General features: G+C 74.6%; 7 protein-coding genes. 6 read left to right on the forward strand and 1 reads right to left on the reverse strand.

Annotated features, from left to right (window positions below; translation table 11 throughout):
* The first annotated feature begins 121 nt into the window (after positions 1 to 121).
* The 3 genes from EAO71_RS27805 (at position 122) to EAO71_RS27815 (ending at position 10,420) form a co-directional block, all read left to right on the forward strand.
* Entirely contained in the window at positions 122 to 5,461 is a 5,340-nt protein-coding gene (locus EAO71_RS27805; RefSeq protein WP_187282860.1) for a non-ribosomal peptide synthetase, read from the forward strand.
* The gene (locus EAO71_RS27810; protein ID WP_147980572.1) at positions 5,458 to 8,751 is read left to right on the forward strand and encodes a non-ribosomal peptide synthetase; all 3,294 of its coding nucleotides are present in this window, start codon (positions 5,458 to 5,460) and stop codon (positions 8,749 to 8,751) included. The genes EAO71_RS27805 and EAO71_RS27810 overlap by 4 nt, the downstream gene beginning before the upstream one ends.
* Before the next feature lie 76 nt (positions 8,752 to 8,827).
* Complete coding sequence (locus tag EAO71_RS27815; RefSeq protein ID WP_147980573.1) at positions 8,828 to 10,420, forward strand: amino acid adenylation domain-containing protein; 1,593 nt, start codon at positions 8,828 to 8,830, stop codon at positions 10,418 to 10,420.
* A 78-nt stretch (positions 10,421 to 10,498) separates the two neighbouring features.
* Here the strand turns inward: EAO71_RS27815 and EAO71_RS27820 are convergent, their stop codons facing one another.
* On the reverse strand, positions 10,499 to 11,248 hold the full coding sequence (locus EAO71_RS27820; RefSeq protein ID WP_147980574.1) for a sulfotransferase-like domain-containing protein: 750 nt from the start codon (positions 11,246 to 11,248) through the stop codon (positions 10,499 to 10,501).
* A gap of 225 nt (positions 11,249 to 11,473) precedes the next feature.
* Here EAO71_RS27820 and EAO71_RS27825 point away from each other — a divergent pair, with 225 nt between their 5' ends.
* From EAO71_RS27825 to cysD, 3 genes are all read left to right on the forward strand, one after another.
* Positions 11,474 to 14,197, forward strand: a complete 2,724-nt coding sequence (locus tag EAO71_RS27825; RefSeq protein ID WP_261992386.1) for a penicillin acylase family protein — start codon at positions 11,474 to 11,476, stop codon at positions 14,195 to 14,197.
* Positions 14,194 to 14,829 carry an adenylyl-sulfate kinase gene (cysC, locus tag EAO71_RS27830; protein WP_147980575.1) on the forward strand — a complete coding sequence of 212 codons (636 nt, stop codon included), beginning with the start codon at positions 14,194 to 14,196 and terminating at the stop codon, positions 14,827 to 14,829. Before EAO71_RS27825 ends, cysC begins: the two co-directional genes overlap by 4 nt.
* The coding region (cysD, locus tag EAO71_RS27835; RefSeq protein ID WP_147980689.1) for a sulfate adenylyltransferase subunit CysD at positions 14,826 to 15,368 on the forward strand (543 nt) is incomplete at its 3' end. The genes cysC and cysD, both read left to right, overlap by 4 nt.

Consider the following 15,368-nt stretch of genomic DNA (forward strand, 5'->3'; position numbering starts at 1 on the left):
GGACTCTCGCCGCCCGGCCGCCCCACGGGCAGTCGGGGAAAGTACCGATCTCGCCGTGGGGCCGCGCTGGGCCAGGGTGAGGACCGTAGGCACCGCTGTGATCGAGGTGAGGTCGTTACCCATGAACTGGCGAGACGTACTTTCCGGTGCGGCGCGGACCCGGCCGCACGCGACGGCCTTCCGCTTCCATGCGGAGGAGCCCGGACCGGCCGAGGAGATCGACTACGCCGGTCTCGACCAGCGGGCGCGGACGATCGGGGCGCGGCTGACGGCGCTGGGGCTCTCGGGGCGCACCGCGGTGCTGCTGTTCCCCGCGGGCCTCGACTACGTGAGCACGTTCTTCGGCTGCCTGTACGCGGGCGTCGTCGCCGTCCCCGCCTACCCGCCGAGCCGGCACCCCCGCTCCGTCGAACGGCTGGCGGCGATCGTGCGGGACAGCGGCGCGGACACGGCGCTCACCACCGAGGTGATCCGGGGCCGGCTCGCGCCGCGGCTCGCCGGGGACGACGGGGTACCGGCGCTGCGTCTGGTGGCCACGGACTCGATGACGCCGGACGACGCGCCGGACTGGCGGCCGCCCGCGCTCGACGAGGACGCCGTCGCGTTCCTGCAGTACACCTCCGGCTCCACCTCGACCCCGCGCGGGGTCGTCCTCAGCCACGGCAACCTGCTGGCCAACACGGCGATGATCGGCCGGGTCTTCGAGCTGGACACCGGGATGCGCGGGGTGTCGTGGCTGCCGATGTACCACGACATGGGGCTGATCGGCTCGGTCATGGGCACCGTCCGCGCCGGGGGCACGATGTCCCTGATGGCGCCGAGCACGTTCGCCCGTGATCCGCTGCGCTGGCTGACCGTGGTGAGCGAGGAGCGGGCGACCGTCACCGGCGGGCCCAACTTCGCCTACGACCTGGCGGTCGAGCGGACCACCGAGGAGGAGCGGGCCGCCCTGGACCTGTCGTCCTGGCGCGTGGCGTTCAACGGCGCCGAGCCGGTCCGGCCGGGCTCGCTGCGGCGCTTCGCCGACGCCTTCGCCGTCTCCGGCTTCCGCGCCGACGCCATGCTGCCCTGCTACGGCCTGGCGGAGGCGTCGCTACTGGTCACCGGCGGGCCGGCGCGTACGGGCTTCCGCACCGCCGAGGCGCCGGACGGTTCCGGAGCGGTCGGCGAACTCGCCGCCTCGGGCGTGCTGCCGCCCGAGCAGCGGCTGGAGATCGTCGATCCCGTGACACGCGGGGCGGTCGCCCCGGGCGGGATCGGCGAGATCTGGGTGGCGGGGCCGAGTGTCGCCCGCGGCTACTGGAACCGCACGGACGCCGTCGCCGACACCTTCGGGGCGCGGATCGACGGCGGGGACGGCACCGCCTTCCTGCGCACCGGCGACCTGGGCTTCCTCGACGGCGGCGAGCTGTACGTGACCGGCCGCCGCAAGGACCTGATCATCGTCCGCGGCCGCAACCACTACCCGCAGGACATCGAACTGACGGCCGAGGGGGTCTCCCCCGCGCTGCGTCCGGGCGGCGCCGCGGCCTTCTCCGTCACCGGCCCCGACGCCACCGAACAGCTCGTGGTCGTGCAGGAGCTGATCCACGGGCACGGGGTGGAGGACCCGGACGCGCTGGCCCGCGCGATCCAGGCGCGGATCGCGGAGCGGCACGAGGTCCGCCCGCACTCCGTCGTGCTGATCCGTACGGCGTCCCTGCCCCGCACCTCCAGCGGCAAGGTCGCCCGGCACGCCTGCCGGGCCGCCCACCTCGACGGCTCGCTGCTCGTCGTCGGCAGCCACAGCGACGAGCCGGCGCGACCGTCCGTGGACGCCGCCGACGCGCTCGCGGTGCCGGCGCCGACCGACTCGGCCGGCGTGGTCGCCTACGTACGGGCGTGTGTCGCGGAGCTGCTGCGCATCCCCGCCGAGCAGGTTCCGCTGGACCTGCCGGCCGCCGAGGCCGGTCTGGACTCGCTGGACACGGTCCGTCTCCAGCACCGGCTGCAGCGGGCGTTCCGGGTGGAGCTGACCGCCGAGGACGCCTTCTCGCTCGGGATCGGGGAGCTGGCGGCGGCGCTCGTCGCGGGTGCCGGAAGCGCGGCGGACGCGCCGGCGACGGACACACCGCCCGGCGACGGCGAGCTGTCCCACGGCCAGCGGGCCATGTGGTTCCTGCACCAGGTCCGTCCGGACAGCAGCGCCTACCATCTGTCCACCGCCTGCGCCCTCGCCGGGGACCTGGACGCGGCCGCGCTGCGCCGGGCGCTGGAGGCCGTGGTCCGCAGGCATCCGGCGCTGCGCACCACCTTCCCCTCCGTCGGCGACGGCCCCGTGCAGCGGGTGCACGCCGAGCTGCCCCCGGAGTTCACCGAGACCGACGCGACGGGCTGGTCCGAGGAGCGGCTGCGGGCCGAGCTCGCGGCGCACGCGTACCGTCCCTTCGATCTGGCCTCCGGGCCGCTGCTGCGGGTGGCGCTGCTGGAGTGCGGCCCCCGCGAGCACCGCCTGGTCGTGGCCGCCCACCACATGGTCGCGGACCTCTGGTCGCTGGAGGTCCTGCTGCGGGAACTCGGGCTGCACTACCGGGCGGAGACCGGAGGGACGGAACCGCTGCCCGCGGCGGTGCCGGGCTTCACCGCGGCGGCGGGCCGCCAGTCGGAGCTGCTCGACGGGCCCGAGGGCGAGCGGCTGTGGGAGTTCTGGCGGCGCGAGCTGACGGACGCGCCCACCGTTCTGGAGCTCCCGGCCGACCACGGGCGGCCGCCGGAGCAGCGGGGCAGGGGCGGCGTGCGCCGCTTCCGGCTGTCGGCCGCCACCTCGGCGCGCCTGGCGGAACTCGCGCACGCCGAGGGAACCACGCTCTACACCGTGCTGCTGAGCGCCTACCAGCTGCTCCTGTCGCGGATCAGCGGGCAGCGGACCGTGCTGGTCGGCTCGCCCGTGCACGGCCGCGAGCAGGCGCACTTCGCCGACACCGTCGGCCCCTTCCTCAACACGGCCGTGCTGCGGGCGGACATCGATCCGGCCGAGCCCTTCACCGGGCTGCTGCGCCGGGCGGCCCGCGGGGTGCCCGCGGCGCTGCGCCACGCGGGGCTGCCGCTGTCGCTGCTCGTGGAGCGCAGCCGGGTGCCGCGCGACCCGAGCCGCTCCCCTCTGGTGCAGGCGCTGTTCACCCTGCAGGGCGGGCCGCTGGCCGGCTTCGTGCTCGGGGATCCGGCGGCCCGGTTCGACCTGGGCGGCCCGGAACTGCGGCCCGTGCCGCTGGACCCGCCGGACGCCCAGCTCGACCTCCAGCTGACCTTCGCCGACGTGGACGGCGTCCTGGCCGGCATGCTCCAGTTCGACCGCGACCTCTTCGACGCCGGGACGGCCGACCGGCTGGTGGAACGCCTGACGGTGCTCCTCGACGCGGTGGCGGGCGACCCCGGCCTGCCGTCCGGCCTGCTGCCGCTGCTCGGCACCCGGGAGCGGCACACCCTGCTCCACGCCCTCAACGACACCCGGGTCCCGGACACCACCGGAGTGCCGGTGCACGAGCGGGTGGCCGCCCGGGCCGCCCTGACGCCCGACGCCCCCGCGCTCGCGTACGACGACGTCGAGTACCCGCTCGGCGGCCCGCCGGACGCGGCCCGGGCCGTCACGGTGCCGACCCTGACGTACCGGGAGCTGGACGAGGCCGTCAACCGGCTGGCCCGGCTGCTTCTGGCCCGCGGCCTGCGGCCCGAGGACGTCGTCGCGGTGCACCTCCCGCACGCCCGGGAGATGGTCGTCGCCATGCTCGCGGTGCTGCGGGCCGGCGGCACCTACCTCCCCGTCGATCCGCACCTGCCGGCCGAGCGGATCGCCTACCTGCTCGCCGACAGCGGTGCCCGCACCCTCGTCACCGACTCCGCGCTCGCCGCCGTCACCGCCGACGCCGGGATCGGGCGACGGCTGCTGCTGGACGAGCTCGGCCCGGAACTGGCGGAGGAGCCGGGCACCCCGCCCGCGGTCACGGTGCGCCCGGCGCAGGCGGCGTACGTGCTCTACACCTCGGGCTCGACGGGCCGCCCCAAGGGCGTGCACATCCCGCACGGCGCCCTCGCCAACTTCCTCAGCGGCATGGCCGCCCTGCTCGGCCCCGCCGCGGGAGACCGGCTGCTCGCGGTGACCACCTTCTCCTTCGACATCTCCGGGCTCGAGATCTACCTTCCGCTGACCACCGGCGGCTGCGCGCACCTCGTGCCGAGGACCGTCGCGGGCAGCGGCGAGCAGCTGCGGATGCGGCTCGACAGCGGCGCGTTCGCGCTGATGCAGGCGACCCCGGCCACCTGGCGGATGCTCTGCGACGCGGGCTGGCGCGGGGCACCGGGCACCGCCGTCCTCAGCGGCGGCGAGGCGCTCCCGCCGGGGCTGGCAAGGCAGTTGCTCGACCGCGGCTGCCGCTCGCTGTGGAACCTGTACGGCCCGACGGAGACGACCGTCTGGTCGACCGCGGCCGAGGTGGCCGAGCCGCCCCAGGGCGCCACGCCGATCGGCGGCCCCGTCGCGAACACCCGCGTGTACGTGCTCGACGAGCGCCTGGAGCCGGTCCCGGCCGGTGTCGCGGGCGAGCTGATGATCGGCGGCGACGGTCTGGCCCGCGGCTATCTGGGCCGTCCCGGCCTCACGGCCTCGGTGTTCGTCCCCGACCCGTACGGCGACACCCCGGGCGGCCGGCTCTACCGCACCGGTGACCTGGCGAAGCTCACCGCCGACGGCCGGATCGAGCTGCTGGGCCGGATCGACAACCAGGTGAAGGTCAACGGGCACCGGATCGAGCTGGGCGAGATCGACGCCGCTCTCGGTTCGCTGCCGTCGGTGCGGATGGGTGTGGCGGTGGCGCACCGCCCGGATCCGGACGGGCCCGCGACGCTGGTGGCGTACGTCCGGCGGGACGCGCCGGCGGGCGGAGGCGGCTTCGACGAGCGGGCCGCGGCCGGCGACCTGCGCCGCGCCCTGGCCGAGGTGTTGCCCGGCTATATGGTTCCCACCCGCTTCGTGTGGGTGGACGACTTCCCGCTGAACACCAGCGGCAAGGTCGACCGGGCGGCGCTGCGCGCCCCGGCCCTGCCGACGGGCGGCGCCCCGACGGGGCCGGCCACCGCGACCGAGCGCGCACTCGCCGTGATCCTCGGCGAGCTGCTGGAAGGGGCGGTGATCGGGCGGACGGACAACCTGTTCGACCACGGCGCCCACTCGCTGCTGATGTCGCGCTTCGCGGTACGGGTGCACGAGTCGCTCGGGGCGCAGCTGCCGCTCCGGGTGATGTTCGAGAACCCCACCCTGGAGCACCTCGCGGCGACGGTGGACGCCCTCGGCGACGGACCGTCCGCGAGCCGCATCCGGCCGATCGACCGCACCCGGGCGGTCACCCTCGCCGCGCCGGGCGGCGGGAAGGACACGCTGCGGGCCCTGCGCGCCGCACGCCAGCTGAGCCGGCAGAGCGGCTCATGACGCATCCCGTGGAGACGAAGCAGATGAACCCGACCCTGTCCGCCGTCGCGGAACCCAGCGCACCGCTGGTCTTCCCCGCCACGCCCGCCCAGCAACGCATCATGATCATCGAGCAGCTGTATCCGGGCGGCTCGGCCTATCACGTCCCCTTCGCGGTCCGGCTGCGCGGCACCCTGGACACCCCGGCGCTCACCGCGTCGATCCAGGAGGTGACGCGCCGTCACGAGTCGCTGCGCACGGTCTTCCGCACGGTCGACGGGGTGCTCGGCCAGGTCGTCGAGGACGACCCGCACGTGGAGGTCACCGTCCGCGACCTCACCGGCGATCCGGCCGCCACGGACGAGGACGCGCTGTCCTCGCTGATCGCCGAGGGCGCGGCGCGGCCCTTCGACCTGACGGGCCGCCTGCTCCGGGTCGAGCTGCTCCGGCTCGCCGACGACGACCACGTCCTGGCCGTCACCCTGCACCACCTGATCTCCGACTCCTGGTCCTGCGGGATCTTCGTCGGGGAGCTGGCCCGGCTGTACGCGGCGCACCGCTCCGGCGAGGAGGCCGCGCTGCCGGCTCCCGAGGTCCAGTACGTCGACTACACCGCCTGGCAGCAGGAGCAGCTGGACGAGGTCCGTACCGAGGAGCTGCTCGGCTACTGGCGCGAGCAGCTGCGCGGGGCGCCCCCGGTGCTCGAACTGCCCGTCGACCGGCCGCGTCCGCCGGTCCAGTCGTACCGGGGCGCCACGCTGCCCGTGCGGCTCGGTCCGGAGACCTCGGCGGCCGTCACCCGCGCGGCACGGGCGCTGGGCGTCACCCCGTTCGCCGCGCTGCTCGCCGCCTTCCAGACGGCCCTGGGCCGCTGGACGGGCGGCGAGGACATCACCGTCAGCAGCGGTGTCGCCAACCGCACCCCGCAGGTGGAGGGCCTGATCGGCTGCTTCATCAACGTCCTGCTGTTCCGGACCTCCCTCGCGGACGACCCCACGTTCGCCGAACTGGCGACGCGGGTCGGCCGTACCGTCCTGGACGGAGTCGAGCACCAGGACCTGCCGTTCGACCGGCTGGTGGAGGACCTGGCCCCCAAGCGGGACCTGAGCCATCAGCCGCTCGCCCAGGTGATGTTCCTGGTGCAGAACGCGCCCATGCCCGCGGTCTCCGTCGGCGGCCTGTCCCTGACGTCCGTCCCGGTGCGCCGCAAGGCGACCCATCTCGACCTCAACGTCCAGTTGTGGGAGGCGGACGGCCGCTTCGAGGGCGTCGTCGACTACAGCACGGACCTCTTCGACGCGTCGACGGTCGAGCGGATGTGGACGCAGTACGCGACACTGCTGGCCGCCGCCGTCGACCGCCCCGAGGAGCCCGTCGGGGGTCTTCCGCTGCTGCGTCCCGAGGACGAGCACCGCCTGGTGACGGAGTGGAACGACACCGGCACCGAGGGGCCGGCCGCGCTCGCCCCCGCGCTGATCGAGGCGCGGGCGGCCGCCGCCCCCGACGCTCCGGCGGTCGTCTCCGACGCCGGGACCCTCACCTACGGGCAGCTCAACGCCGAGGCCAACCGGCTGGCCCGGCTGCTGATCGACCGCGGCGCGGGACCCGAGCGGATGGTCGCGCTGATGCTTCCGCGGTCCGCCGGACTCGTGGCCGCCGTACTCGCCGTCCTCAAGACGGGCGCCGCCTACGTCCCGGTGGACCCGGCGCTGCCCGCCCACCGGATCGCCTACCTGCTCGCCGACTCCGACCCCTCCGTCGTGGTCACCACCGGGGACGTGCCGGCGGCGCTCACCGGCGGCACTCCCCGGATCGTCCTCGACGCCGACGACGTCCGGGCGGCGCTCGCCGGGTACCCGGACCACGACCCGACGGACGCCGACCGCGCCGCACCGCTGCGGGCCGGGAACCTGGCGTACGCGATCTACACCTCGGGATCGACCGGCCGTCCGAAGGGCGTCCTCATCGGGCACCGCGCCCTCGCGGACTACCTGGACGCCTGCCGCCACGACTACCCGGGGCTGGCCGGCTCCTCCCTGCTCCACTCCCCCGTCTCGGTCGACCTCTCGGTGACGACCCTGCTCGGCCCGCTCACCGTCGGCGGCCGCATCCTCGTCGGCGAACTGGACGGTCTGCGCGACCGCCTGCCCGGCGGTGAGGGCCGGCTCGACCTGCTCAAGATCACCCCGAGTCACCTGCCGCTGGTCCAGGCTCTGCCGGAGGAGTTCTCGCCGTCCCAGGACCTGGTGATCGGCGGTGAGGCGCTGATCGGCGAGGTCCTCGACCAGTGGCGGACGCGCTTCCCGGGGGCGGCCGTCGTCAACGAGTACGGGCCGACCGAGGCCACCGTCGGCTGTGTCGCCCTCCGGGTGGCGCCCGGCGACCGGATCGGCCCCGGCGCGGTGTCGATCGGGCGGCCGATGTCCCGCGCCCGCGCGTACGTGCTCGACGGACGGCTGCGTCCGGTGCCCGTCGGCGTGGCGGGCGAACTGTACGTGGCGGGCGTCGGGCTCGCCCGCGGCTACCACCGGCGGCCGGGCCTGACCGCCGAGAAGTTCCTCCCCGACCCGTTCGGCGGCCCCGGCGAGCGCATGTACCGCACCGGCGACCTGGCCCGGTGGACCGCCGGCGGACTGCTCGACTACCTGGGCCGCATCGACGACCAGGTCAAGGTGCGGGGCTTCCGCATCGAGCTGGGCGAGATCGAGTCGGCGCTCGCCGCCTGCCCCGGTGTCGCGGAGGCGGTGGTCAACCCCGTGCGGGAGACCGGCGAGACGACGCTGGCCGCGTACTACGTGCCCGCCGACGGCGCGACCGTGACCGTCTCCGAGCTGCGCGCCCGACTGCGCCGCACCCTGCCCGAGCACATGGTCCCCGCCCACTTCGTCGCCCTCGACCGGCTGCCGCTCGCGGTCAGCGGCAAGGCCGACCGGTCGGCGCTGCCGGCCGTGGGCAGCGCCCGCCCCGAACTCCAGGGCTCCTTCGTCGCGCCCCGGAACCCGCTGGAGAGCCTGCTCGCCGAGGTGTGGGGCAGCGTCCTCAACATCGAGCGGATCGGGGTCACGGACGACTTCTTCGAACTCGGCGGCTACTCGCTCGCCGCGACCCGGATCGCCGCGCTGATCGGCGACATCCTCGGCGTCGAGATCCCGCTGCGGGCCGTCTTCGAGGCGACCGACGTGGAGCGGCAGGCGGCCGTCGTGGCGGCGGCCGGTGAGGAACAGGGCGTGGACGTGGCGGCGGTCGCCCTGCTCGCCCAGGAGATCGGCGACCTCAGCGACGAGGACGTGGACGCGCTGCTGGCCGGCTGAGGCGGGCGGAACGTACGGCCCGCCGGCCGAGGGCCGACCGGCGGCGAGGGGACAACCGACCAGAAGTGGAAAGACGATGCCGACGACCGAAGCGACCGACCTGACCGAACCCGCCCCCCTGGCGGACCCGACCGGCCCGGAGCACCTGACCGACCCGGGCGGCCCCGAGGATCTGCACGCGCTGCCCTGCCTGCACGAGCGCGTGGCGCGGTGGGCGGCGCGCACCCCCGACGCGCCGGCCCTCCGCTTCGAGGGCGCCACCTGGACCTACGCCGAACTCGACGGCCGTGCCAACCGGCTCGCCGCCCACCTGCGCCGGCTCGGCGTGGGGCGCGAGTCGGTGGTCGGGGTGCTCATGGAGCGCGGCCCGCACCTGCCGCTCGCGATGCTCGCGGTGCTGAAGGCCGGCGGCGCGTACCTGCCGATGGACCCGGAGCAGCCGGCCGACCGGCTCGGCTACCTCCTGCGGGACGCCGGCTGCGAGCTGGTCGTCACCTCGACGGCGCTGGCCGCGCGGGTGCCCGACGAGGCCGCGGTCGTCTGCCTGGACGACCCGTACACGGCGGACATGCTGGCGGCGCTGCCGGACGTCGACCCGGGGCTGCCGGCCCGTCAGGACCAGCTGGCGTACGTGATCTACACCTCCGGCTCGACGGGACGGCCGAAGGGGACGCTGGTGCCGCACCGCGGGGCGGTGAACCTCACCGCCCACATGGCGCGCCAGTTCACGATCGGTCCCGGCGACCGTTGGCTCCAGTTCACCAACCCCTGCTTCGACGTGCACGTCCTGGAGGTCTTCGGGGCGCTCACCAACGGCGCGACCCTCGTGCAGGGTTCGGCGCTGACGCTGCTCGACCCCCGCGCGCTGACGGCGCTGATGAGCTCCGAGGGCGTGTCGGTGGTCTCGTTCACCACGGCGATCCTGCCGTTGCTCGACCCCGCCGACCTGCCCGCGCTGCGGGTGCTGAACGTGGGCGGTGAGCAGCTGAGCCGCTTCCAGGCGGACCGCTGGTCCTCGCCGGAGCGGATCGTGAACAACCAGTACGGTCCGACCGAGGTCACGGTGGCCTGCACCGAGCAGCGCCACGATCCGGCGGCGGGCGTTCCCAAGCCGCTGATCGGCGAGGCGATGCCGAACCTCCGGGCCCTCGTGGTCTCGCCGGACGGCGAGCCGGTGCCGGCGGGCGAGTACGGCGAGCTGCTCATGGGCGGCGCCGGGGTGGTCCGCGGCTACCTCGACCGGCCGGGGCTGACGGCCCTGAAGTTCGTGCCCGACCCCTTCGGCGCCCACGGCGAGCGGCTGTACCGCACGGGTGACCTGGTGCGGTGGATGCCCGACGGCACGGGCCTGGAGTTCGCCGGCCGTATCGACACCCAGATCAAGCTGCACGGCCACCGGATCGAGCCGGGCGAGGTCGAGGAGGTCCTGCTGTCGCATCCGGGCGTCAAGGACGCGGTGGTGGACCTGCACCGCCCGTCCGAGGAGGGCTCGGAGCCCGTCCTGGTCGCGTACGTGACCGGTCCGGACGTGCCCGGCACCGCCGCGGTCCAGGCGTATCTGGGCGAGGTGCTGCCCCTCTACATGGTGCCGGGCCGCGTCGTCGTCCTCGACGAGATCCCGCTGACCCGCAACGGCAAGGTCGACCGGCGGGCCCTCGCGGCCGTCTGACGGCGGCCGGCGGACCACAGCGCCCGCCCCCGGCCGGGGCGGGCGGCCTGCCGGGGCGGGCGGCGGGTGAGCGGGCCGTCACACGGCCGGCGCGGCCTCCTCGACCCGGGCCGGCTCGCCGACCGGGAGCCGCACCGCGCGCAACAGCTCGTAGAACGGCTGGTGGTGGGCGGCGAACTCGGCGAGCAGCGGGGTGTTCGCGACCGTGTGCCGGTAGCTGGAACGGCTCTTGGAGAAGCCCGTGCTGTTGCTGACCGCCACGTGCCAGCGGTCGGTCCGCTGCCACTCCTCGCGCTTGCTCGCGCTCCAGTTGAGCGCCTCCTCGCGGTAGGGGAGGCCGAGGGCCGCGCAGTACGCCGCCATGGTCTGCGCGGGCCGGTTCACCAGGTCGTCCGAGTCGACGACCACGGGCGGCGGGCCGCCCGCGTCCAGGACCGCCCGGTAGACCTCGTACAGGCCCTCGATGCCGATGTCGGAGACCGTCATGTCGGGCTGGAGGGCGTAGAACGAGGCCGCGATCTCCTCCGGCCTGCGGAGGAGGAAGGTGTGCCGGGTCCCGGCCAGGAAGCGCCGGTCCTCCAGGACCTGCGCGTAGCGGTGGTCGGTGGTGTCCTTGAAGAACACCTCCCGGTCCTTCGCCAGTTCCACGACGGCGTCGATGAGTTCCCGCTCGGAGCGGACCACCCGCCCGGCCACCTCGGTCTCCCCGAAATCGGCCACGTTGCAGAACGGCTCGTGCAGCGCGGTGAGTTCGCCGTACTGCAGCATCGACCGGAAGAACGCGGTCGAACGCGATCGTGGTGCCGCCCAGAGCGCCGTCACCGGCATGTCCGCCTCCGTGTCCGGACGGGCCCTCGCCGTCCTGGTGCGCCCAGGCAACAGGCGACCGCTGTCCATCGGCTCTCGATCCGCTATCCGTTCGCTGTCGGTCCGCCGGGAGCGCGTCGCGGACCGGCCGGCGGCGGGACGGACCACGGCCCTCTGTCAGGAGATTCCCTGGCTTACGGCCGGACGGCACCCCTGCGACCTTCGGTGCGGAGAGTTCCGCCGAGCATGGGAAACGACGAGATGAGCGAAGTGATGGAGCCGCCGACCCTGCCCGGCTCACCGGGCGCGGAACCGGCGGCGGACCCCCCTGACCCGGCAGCCCCGGAGGCCCCGCCGCGCCGCCGCTCCCGCTGGTGGCGCCGGCTGCGGGTGACGGCGTGGTGCCTGGCCGTCCTGCTCGTGGTGACCGTCTGCGCGGCCGGCCTGACGGCGACCCGCACGGTGCGCGCCTCCTTCCCGACCGTGGCCGGCGAGCTCGCGGTGCCGGGACTCCAGGGCCGGGTGACGGTGGCCAGGGACGCCGCGGGCATCCCGCAGATCTACGCCGGCAACGCCCACGACCTGTTCCTGGCGCAGGGCTTCGTGCACGCCCAGGACCGGTTCTGGGAGATGGACGTGCGCCGGCACATCACCTCCGGGCGGCTCGCCGAACTCTTCGGCGAGAGCCAGGTGGAGACGGACTCGCTCATCCGCACCATGGGCTGGCGGCGGGTCGCCGAGCGCGAGCTGGCCCTGCTCGAACCGTCGACCCGGTCCCACCTCGACGCGTACGCGGCGGGGGTGAACGCCTATCTCGCGGACCACCGGGGCGCCGACCTCTCCGTCGAGTACCCGCTGCTCTCGCTGGGCGGCCTGTCCTACACGCCGGAGCCCTGGAGCCCGGCCGACTCGGTGTCGTGGCTGAAGGCGCTCGCCTGGAACCTGAACGCGACCCTCTCCGACCAGGTCAGGCACTCCCTGCTGGCCGTCACCCTCACCGACGCCCAGGTCGACTCCCTCTTCCCGGAGTACGACTTCGCCCGCTGGCGGCCGATCGTCACCGACGGCGCGAGCAGCCAGGGCACCGTCCCGGCCGCCGCGACGCCGGACGGACGGGCCGCCACCGGCACGGCGGTCACCCCCGCCGCGGCGGGCGACGGACTCGCGGCCACGTCGGCGAGCCCGCTCGGCCTCGCCTCGGACGCGCTGGACGGCGTCGACCGCGTGCTCGGACCGCGCGGCTCCGGTATCGGGTCCAACTCCTGGGTGGTGTCCGGCAGTCGTACCGTCTCCGGCAAGCCGCTCCTCGCCAACGACCCGCACCTGTCGCCCTCCATGCCGGGCGTCTGGTACCAGGTCGGACTGCACTGCACCGCGGTCACCGCCTCCTGCCCCTACGACGTCTCGGGCTTCGGCTTCTCCGGCATGCCGGGCGTCATCGTCGGGCACAACGCGGACATCGGCTGGGGTGTCACCAATCTGGCGCCCGCCGACACCGACCTGTTCGTGGAGAAGCTCGACGGCGCCTCCTCGTACCGCCACCGGGACCGCACCCTGCCGCTGGAGACGCGGAAGGAGGTCATCCGGGTCGCCGGCGGCGACAGCCGGACCATCACCGTCCGCTCCACCCGGCACGGCCCGCTGATCTCCGACGCCTTCCCCAAGGCGAAGGCGATCGCCACCGACGGCCGCGCGCCGGGCGTCGACCGGGCCGGCGGCACCGAGTACGCCGTGGCCATGCGGTGGAGCGCGCTCGACCCCGGCCGGACCATGGACGCCGTCTTCCGGCTCGACGCCGCCAAGGACTGGGCGTCGTTCCGCGCGGGCGCGGCCCTGTTCTCCTCCCCCGCCCAGAACCTCGTCTACGCCGACCGCCGCGGCCACATCGGCTACCAGGCACCCGGCCGGATCCCGGTACGGGCCAAGGGCGAGGGCCGCTGGCCCGTCCCCGGCTGGACCGGCGAGTACGACTGGAAGGGCTTCGTCCCCTTCGACCGCCTGCCCCGCTCGTTCGACCCCGCGTCGGGCTACATCGTCACGGCGAACAACGCCGCGGTCGGCCCGTCCTACCCCTACCCGCTCACCCGGAACTGGGGCGACGGCTACCGCAGCGAGCGCATCGCCGAGCTGATCGAGAAGGGCGGGAAGCTGGACGCGGCCGCGATGCAGCGGATCCAGCTCGACACCTACAACGGCAACGCCGCGACCCTCACGCCCCTGCTCCTCGCGGTCACGCCCGGCAAGGACGCGCGGGCCGCGCAGGACCTGCTGCGCGGCTGGGACTTCGGCCAGGGCGCCGACTCGGCGCCCGCCGCGTACTTCAACGCGGTCTGGAGCAACCTGCTCAGGCTGACCTTCCACGACGAGCTCGCGGGCAACCGCGCCCAGCTGCACGTCGACGGCGGCGGCCTCTGGTACGAGATCGTCCGCCGGCTGGCGGCCCGCCCCGACGACCCGTGGTGGAGCAACTCCCGCGATCCGCGGGGTCTGCGTACCCGTGACGACGTGCTGAGGGCCGCCCTGGACGATGCGGCCGCGGAGCTCTCGGGCCGGCTCGGCGACGACCCGCGCGCCTGGCGCTGGGGCGCCCTGCACACGCTGACCCTGCGCAACGAGACGATCGGCACCGGCGGCCCGGCGCCCGTCCAGTGGCTGCTGAACCACGAGCCGCTGGAGGTGGGCGGCGGTTCCGCCACGGTCGACGCGACCGGCTGGGACGCCTCGCAGGGCTACGAGGTGAACTGGGTGCCCTCGATGCGGATGGTCATCGACTTCGCCGACTTCGACGCCTCGCGCTGGATCAATCTCACCGGCGCCTCGGGCCACGCCTTCCACGCCCACTACGACGACCAGACGGACCTCTGGCGCGAGGGCGGAACCCTCGCCTGGCCGTCGGGCCGGGCCGCCGTGGCCACCGCCACGAAGGACCGGCTGACTCTCCACCCCGAAGGAGCGGGAACAGACGGATGACAACCACGACAGTGTTCAGCCCCGCCGGACCCGCGGCACCCCCGGCCCCCGGCCGGTCGGCGCCCCCGGCGGGCGGTCCCGCCCCGGTCTGCACCTGCCGCCCGGGCGCGACGGTCTGGCTCACGGGCCTGCCGAGCGCCGGCAAGACGACGATCGCCGAGGCCCTGGCCCGCCGGCTGCGCGAGGAGGGGCGCCGGGTCGAGATCCTGGACGGCGACCGGTGCCGCACCTTCCTCTCGGCCGGTCTCGGGTTCTCCCGCGAGGACCGCGACACCAACGTCCGGCGGATCGGCATGGTCGCCGAGGTGCTGGCGCGCAACGGCCTCCTCGTCCTCGTCCCGGTGATCGCCCCGTACGCGGCCGCGCGCGACGCGGTCCGCGACAGCCATCGCGCCTCGTCCACCCCGTACCTGGAGGTGCACGTGGCCACTCCGGTGGACGTGTGCTCGGCGCGCGACGTGAAGGGGCTGTACGCCAGGCAGGCCGCGGGCGAGATCAGCGGTCTCACCGGCGTCGACGACCCGTACGAGGTGCCGGCGGACCCCGATCTGCGGATCGAGTCCCAGCGGCAGACCGTGTGGGAGTCGACGGCCCGCCTGCACGACCTCCTGACGGAAAGGGATCTCGCATGACGACCTTCGCGACCGAGCCGGCCGCCGCCCACGACACGACGACCGGGGCGTACGCACTCGGCCATCTGGAGGCGCTGGAGTCCGAGGCGGTGCACATCTTCCGTGAGGTCGCGGGCGAGTTCGAGCGGCCGGTGATCCTCTTCTCCGGCGGCAAGGACTCCATCGTCATGCTGCACCTGGCGCTGAAGGCCTTCGCCCCCGCCCCGCTGCCCTTCTCCCTGCTGCACGTGGACACCGGGCACAACTTCCCCGAGGTCCTCGCCTACCGCGACCGCGTGGTCGCCGCGCACGGCCTGCGCCTGCACGTCGCCTCCGTACAGGACTTCATCGACGACGGCCGGCTGCGCGAACGCCCCGACGGCACCCGCAACCCGCTCCAGACCGTCCCCCTCCTCGACGCGATCACCACCGGCCGTTACGACGCCGTCTTCGGCGGCGGCCGGCGCGACGAGGAGAAGGCCCGCGCCAAGGAACGCGTCTTCTCGCTGCGCGACGAGTTCGGCGCCTGGGACCCCCGCCGCCAGCGCCCCGAACTGTGT

Source organism: Streptomyces sp. MS191, from assembly GCF_008042125.1.
Taxonomy (GTDB): domain Bacteria; phylum Actinomycetota; class Actinomycetes; order Streptomycetales; family Streptomycetaceae; genus Streptomyces.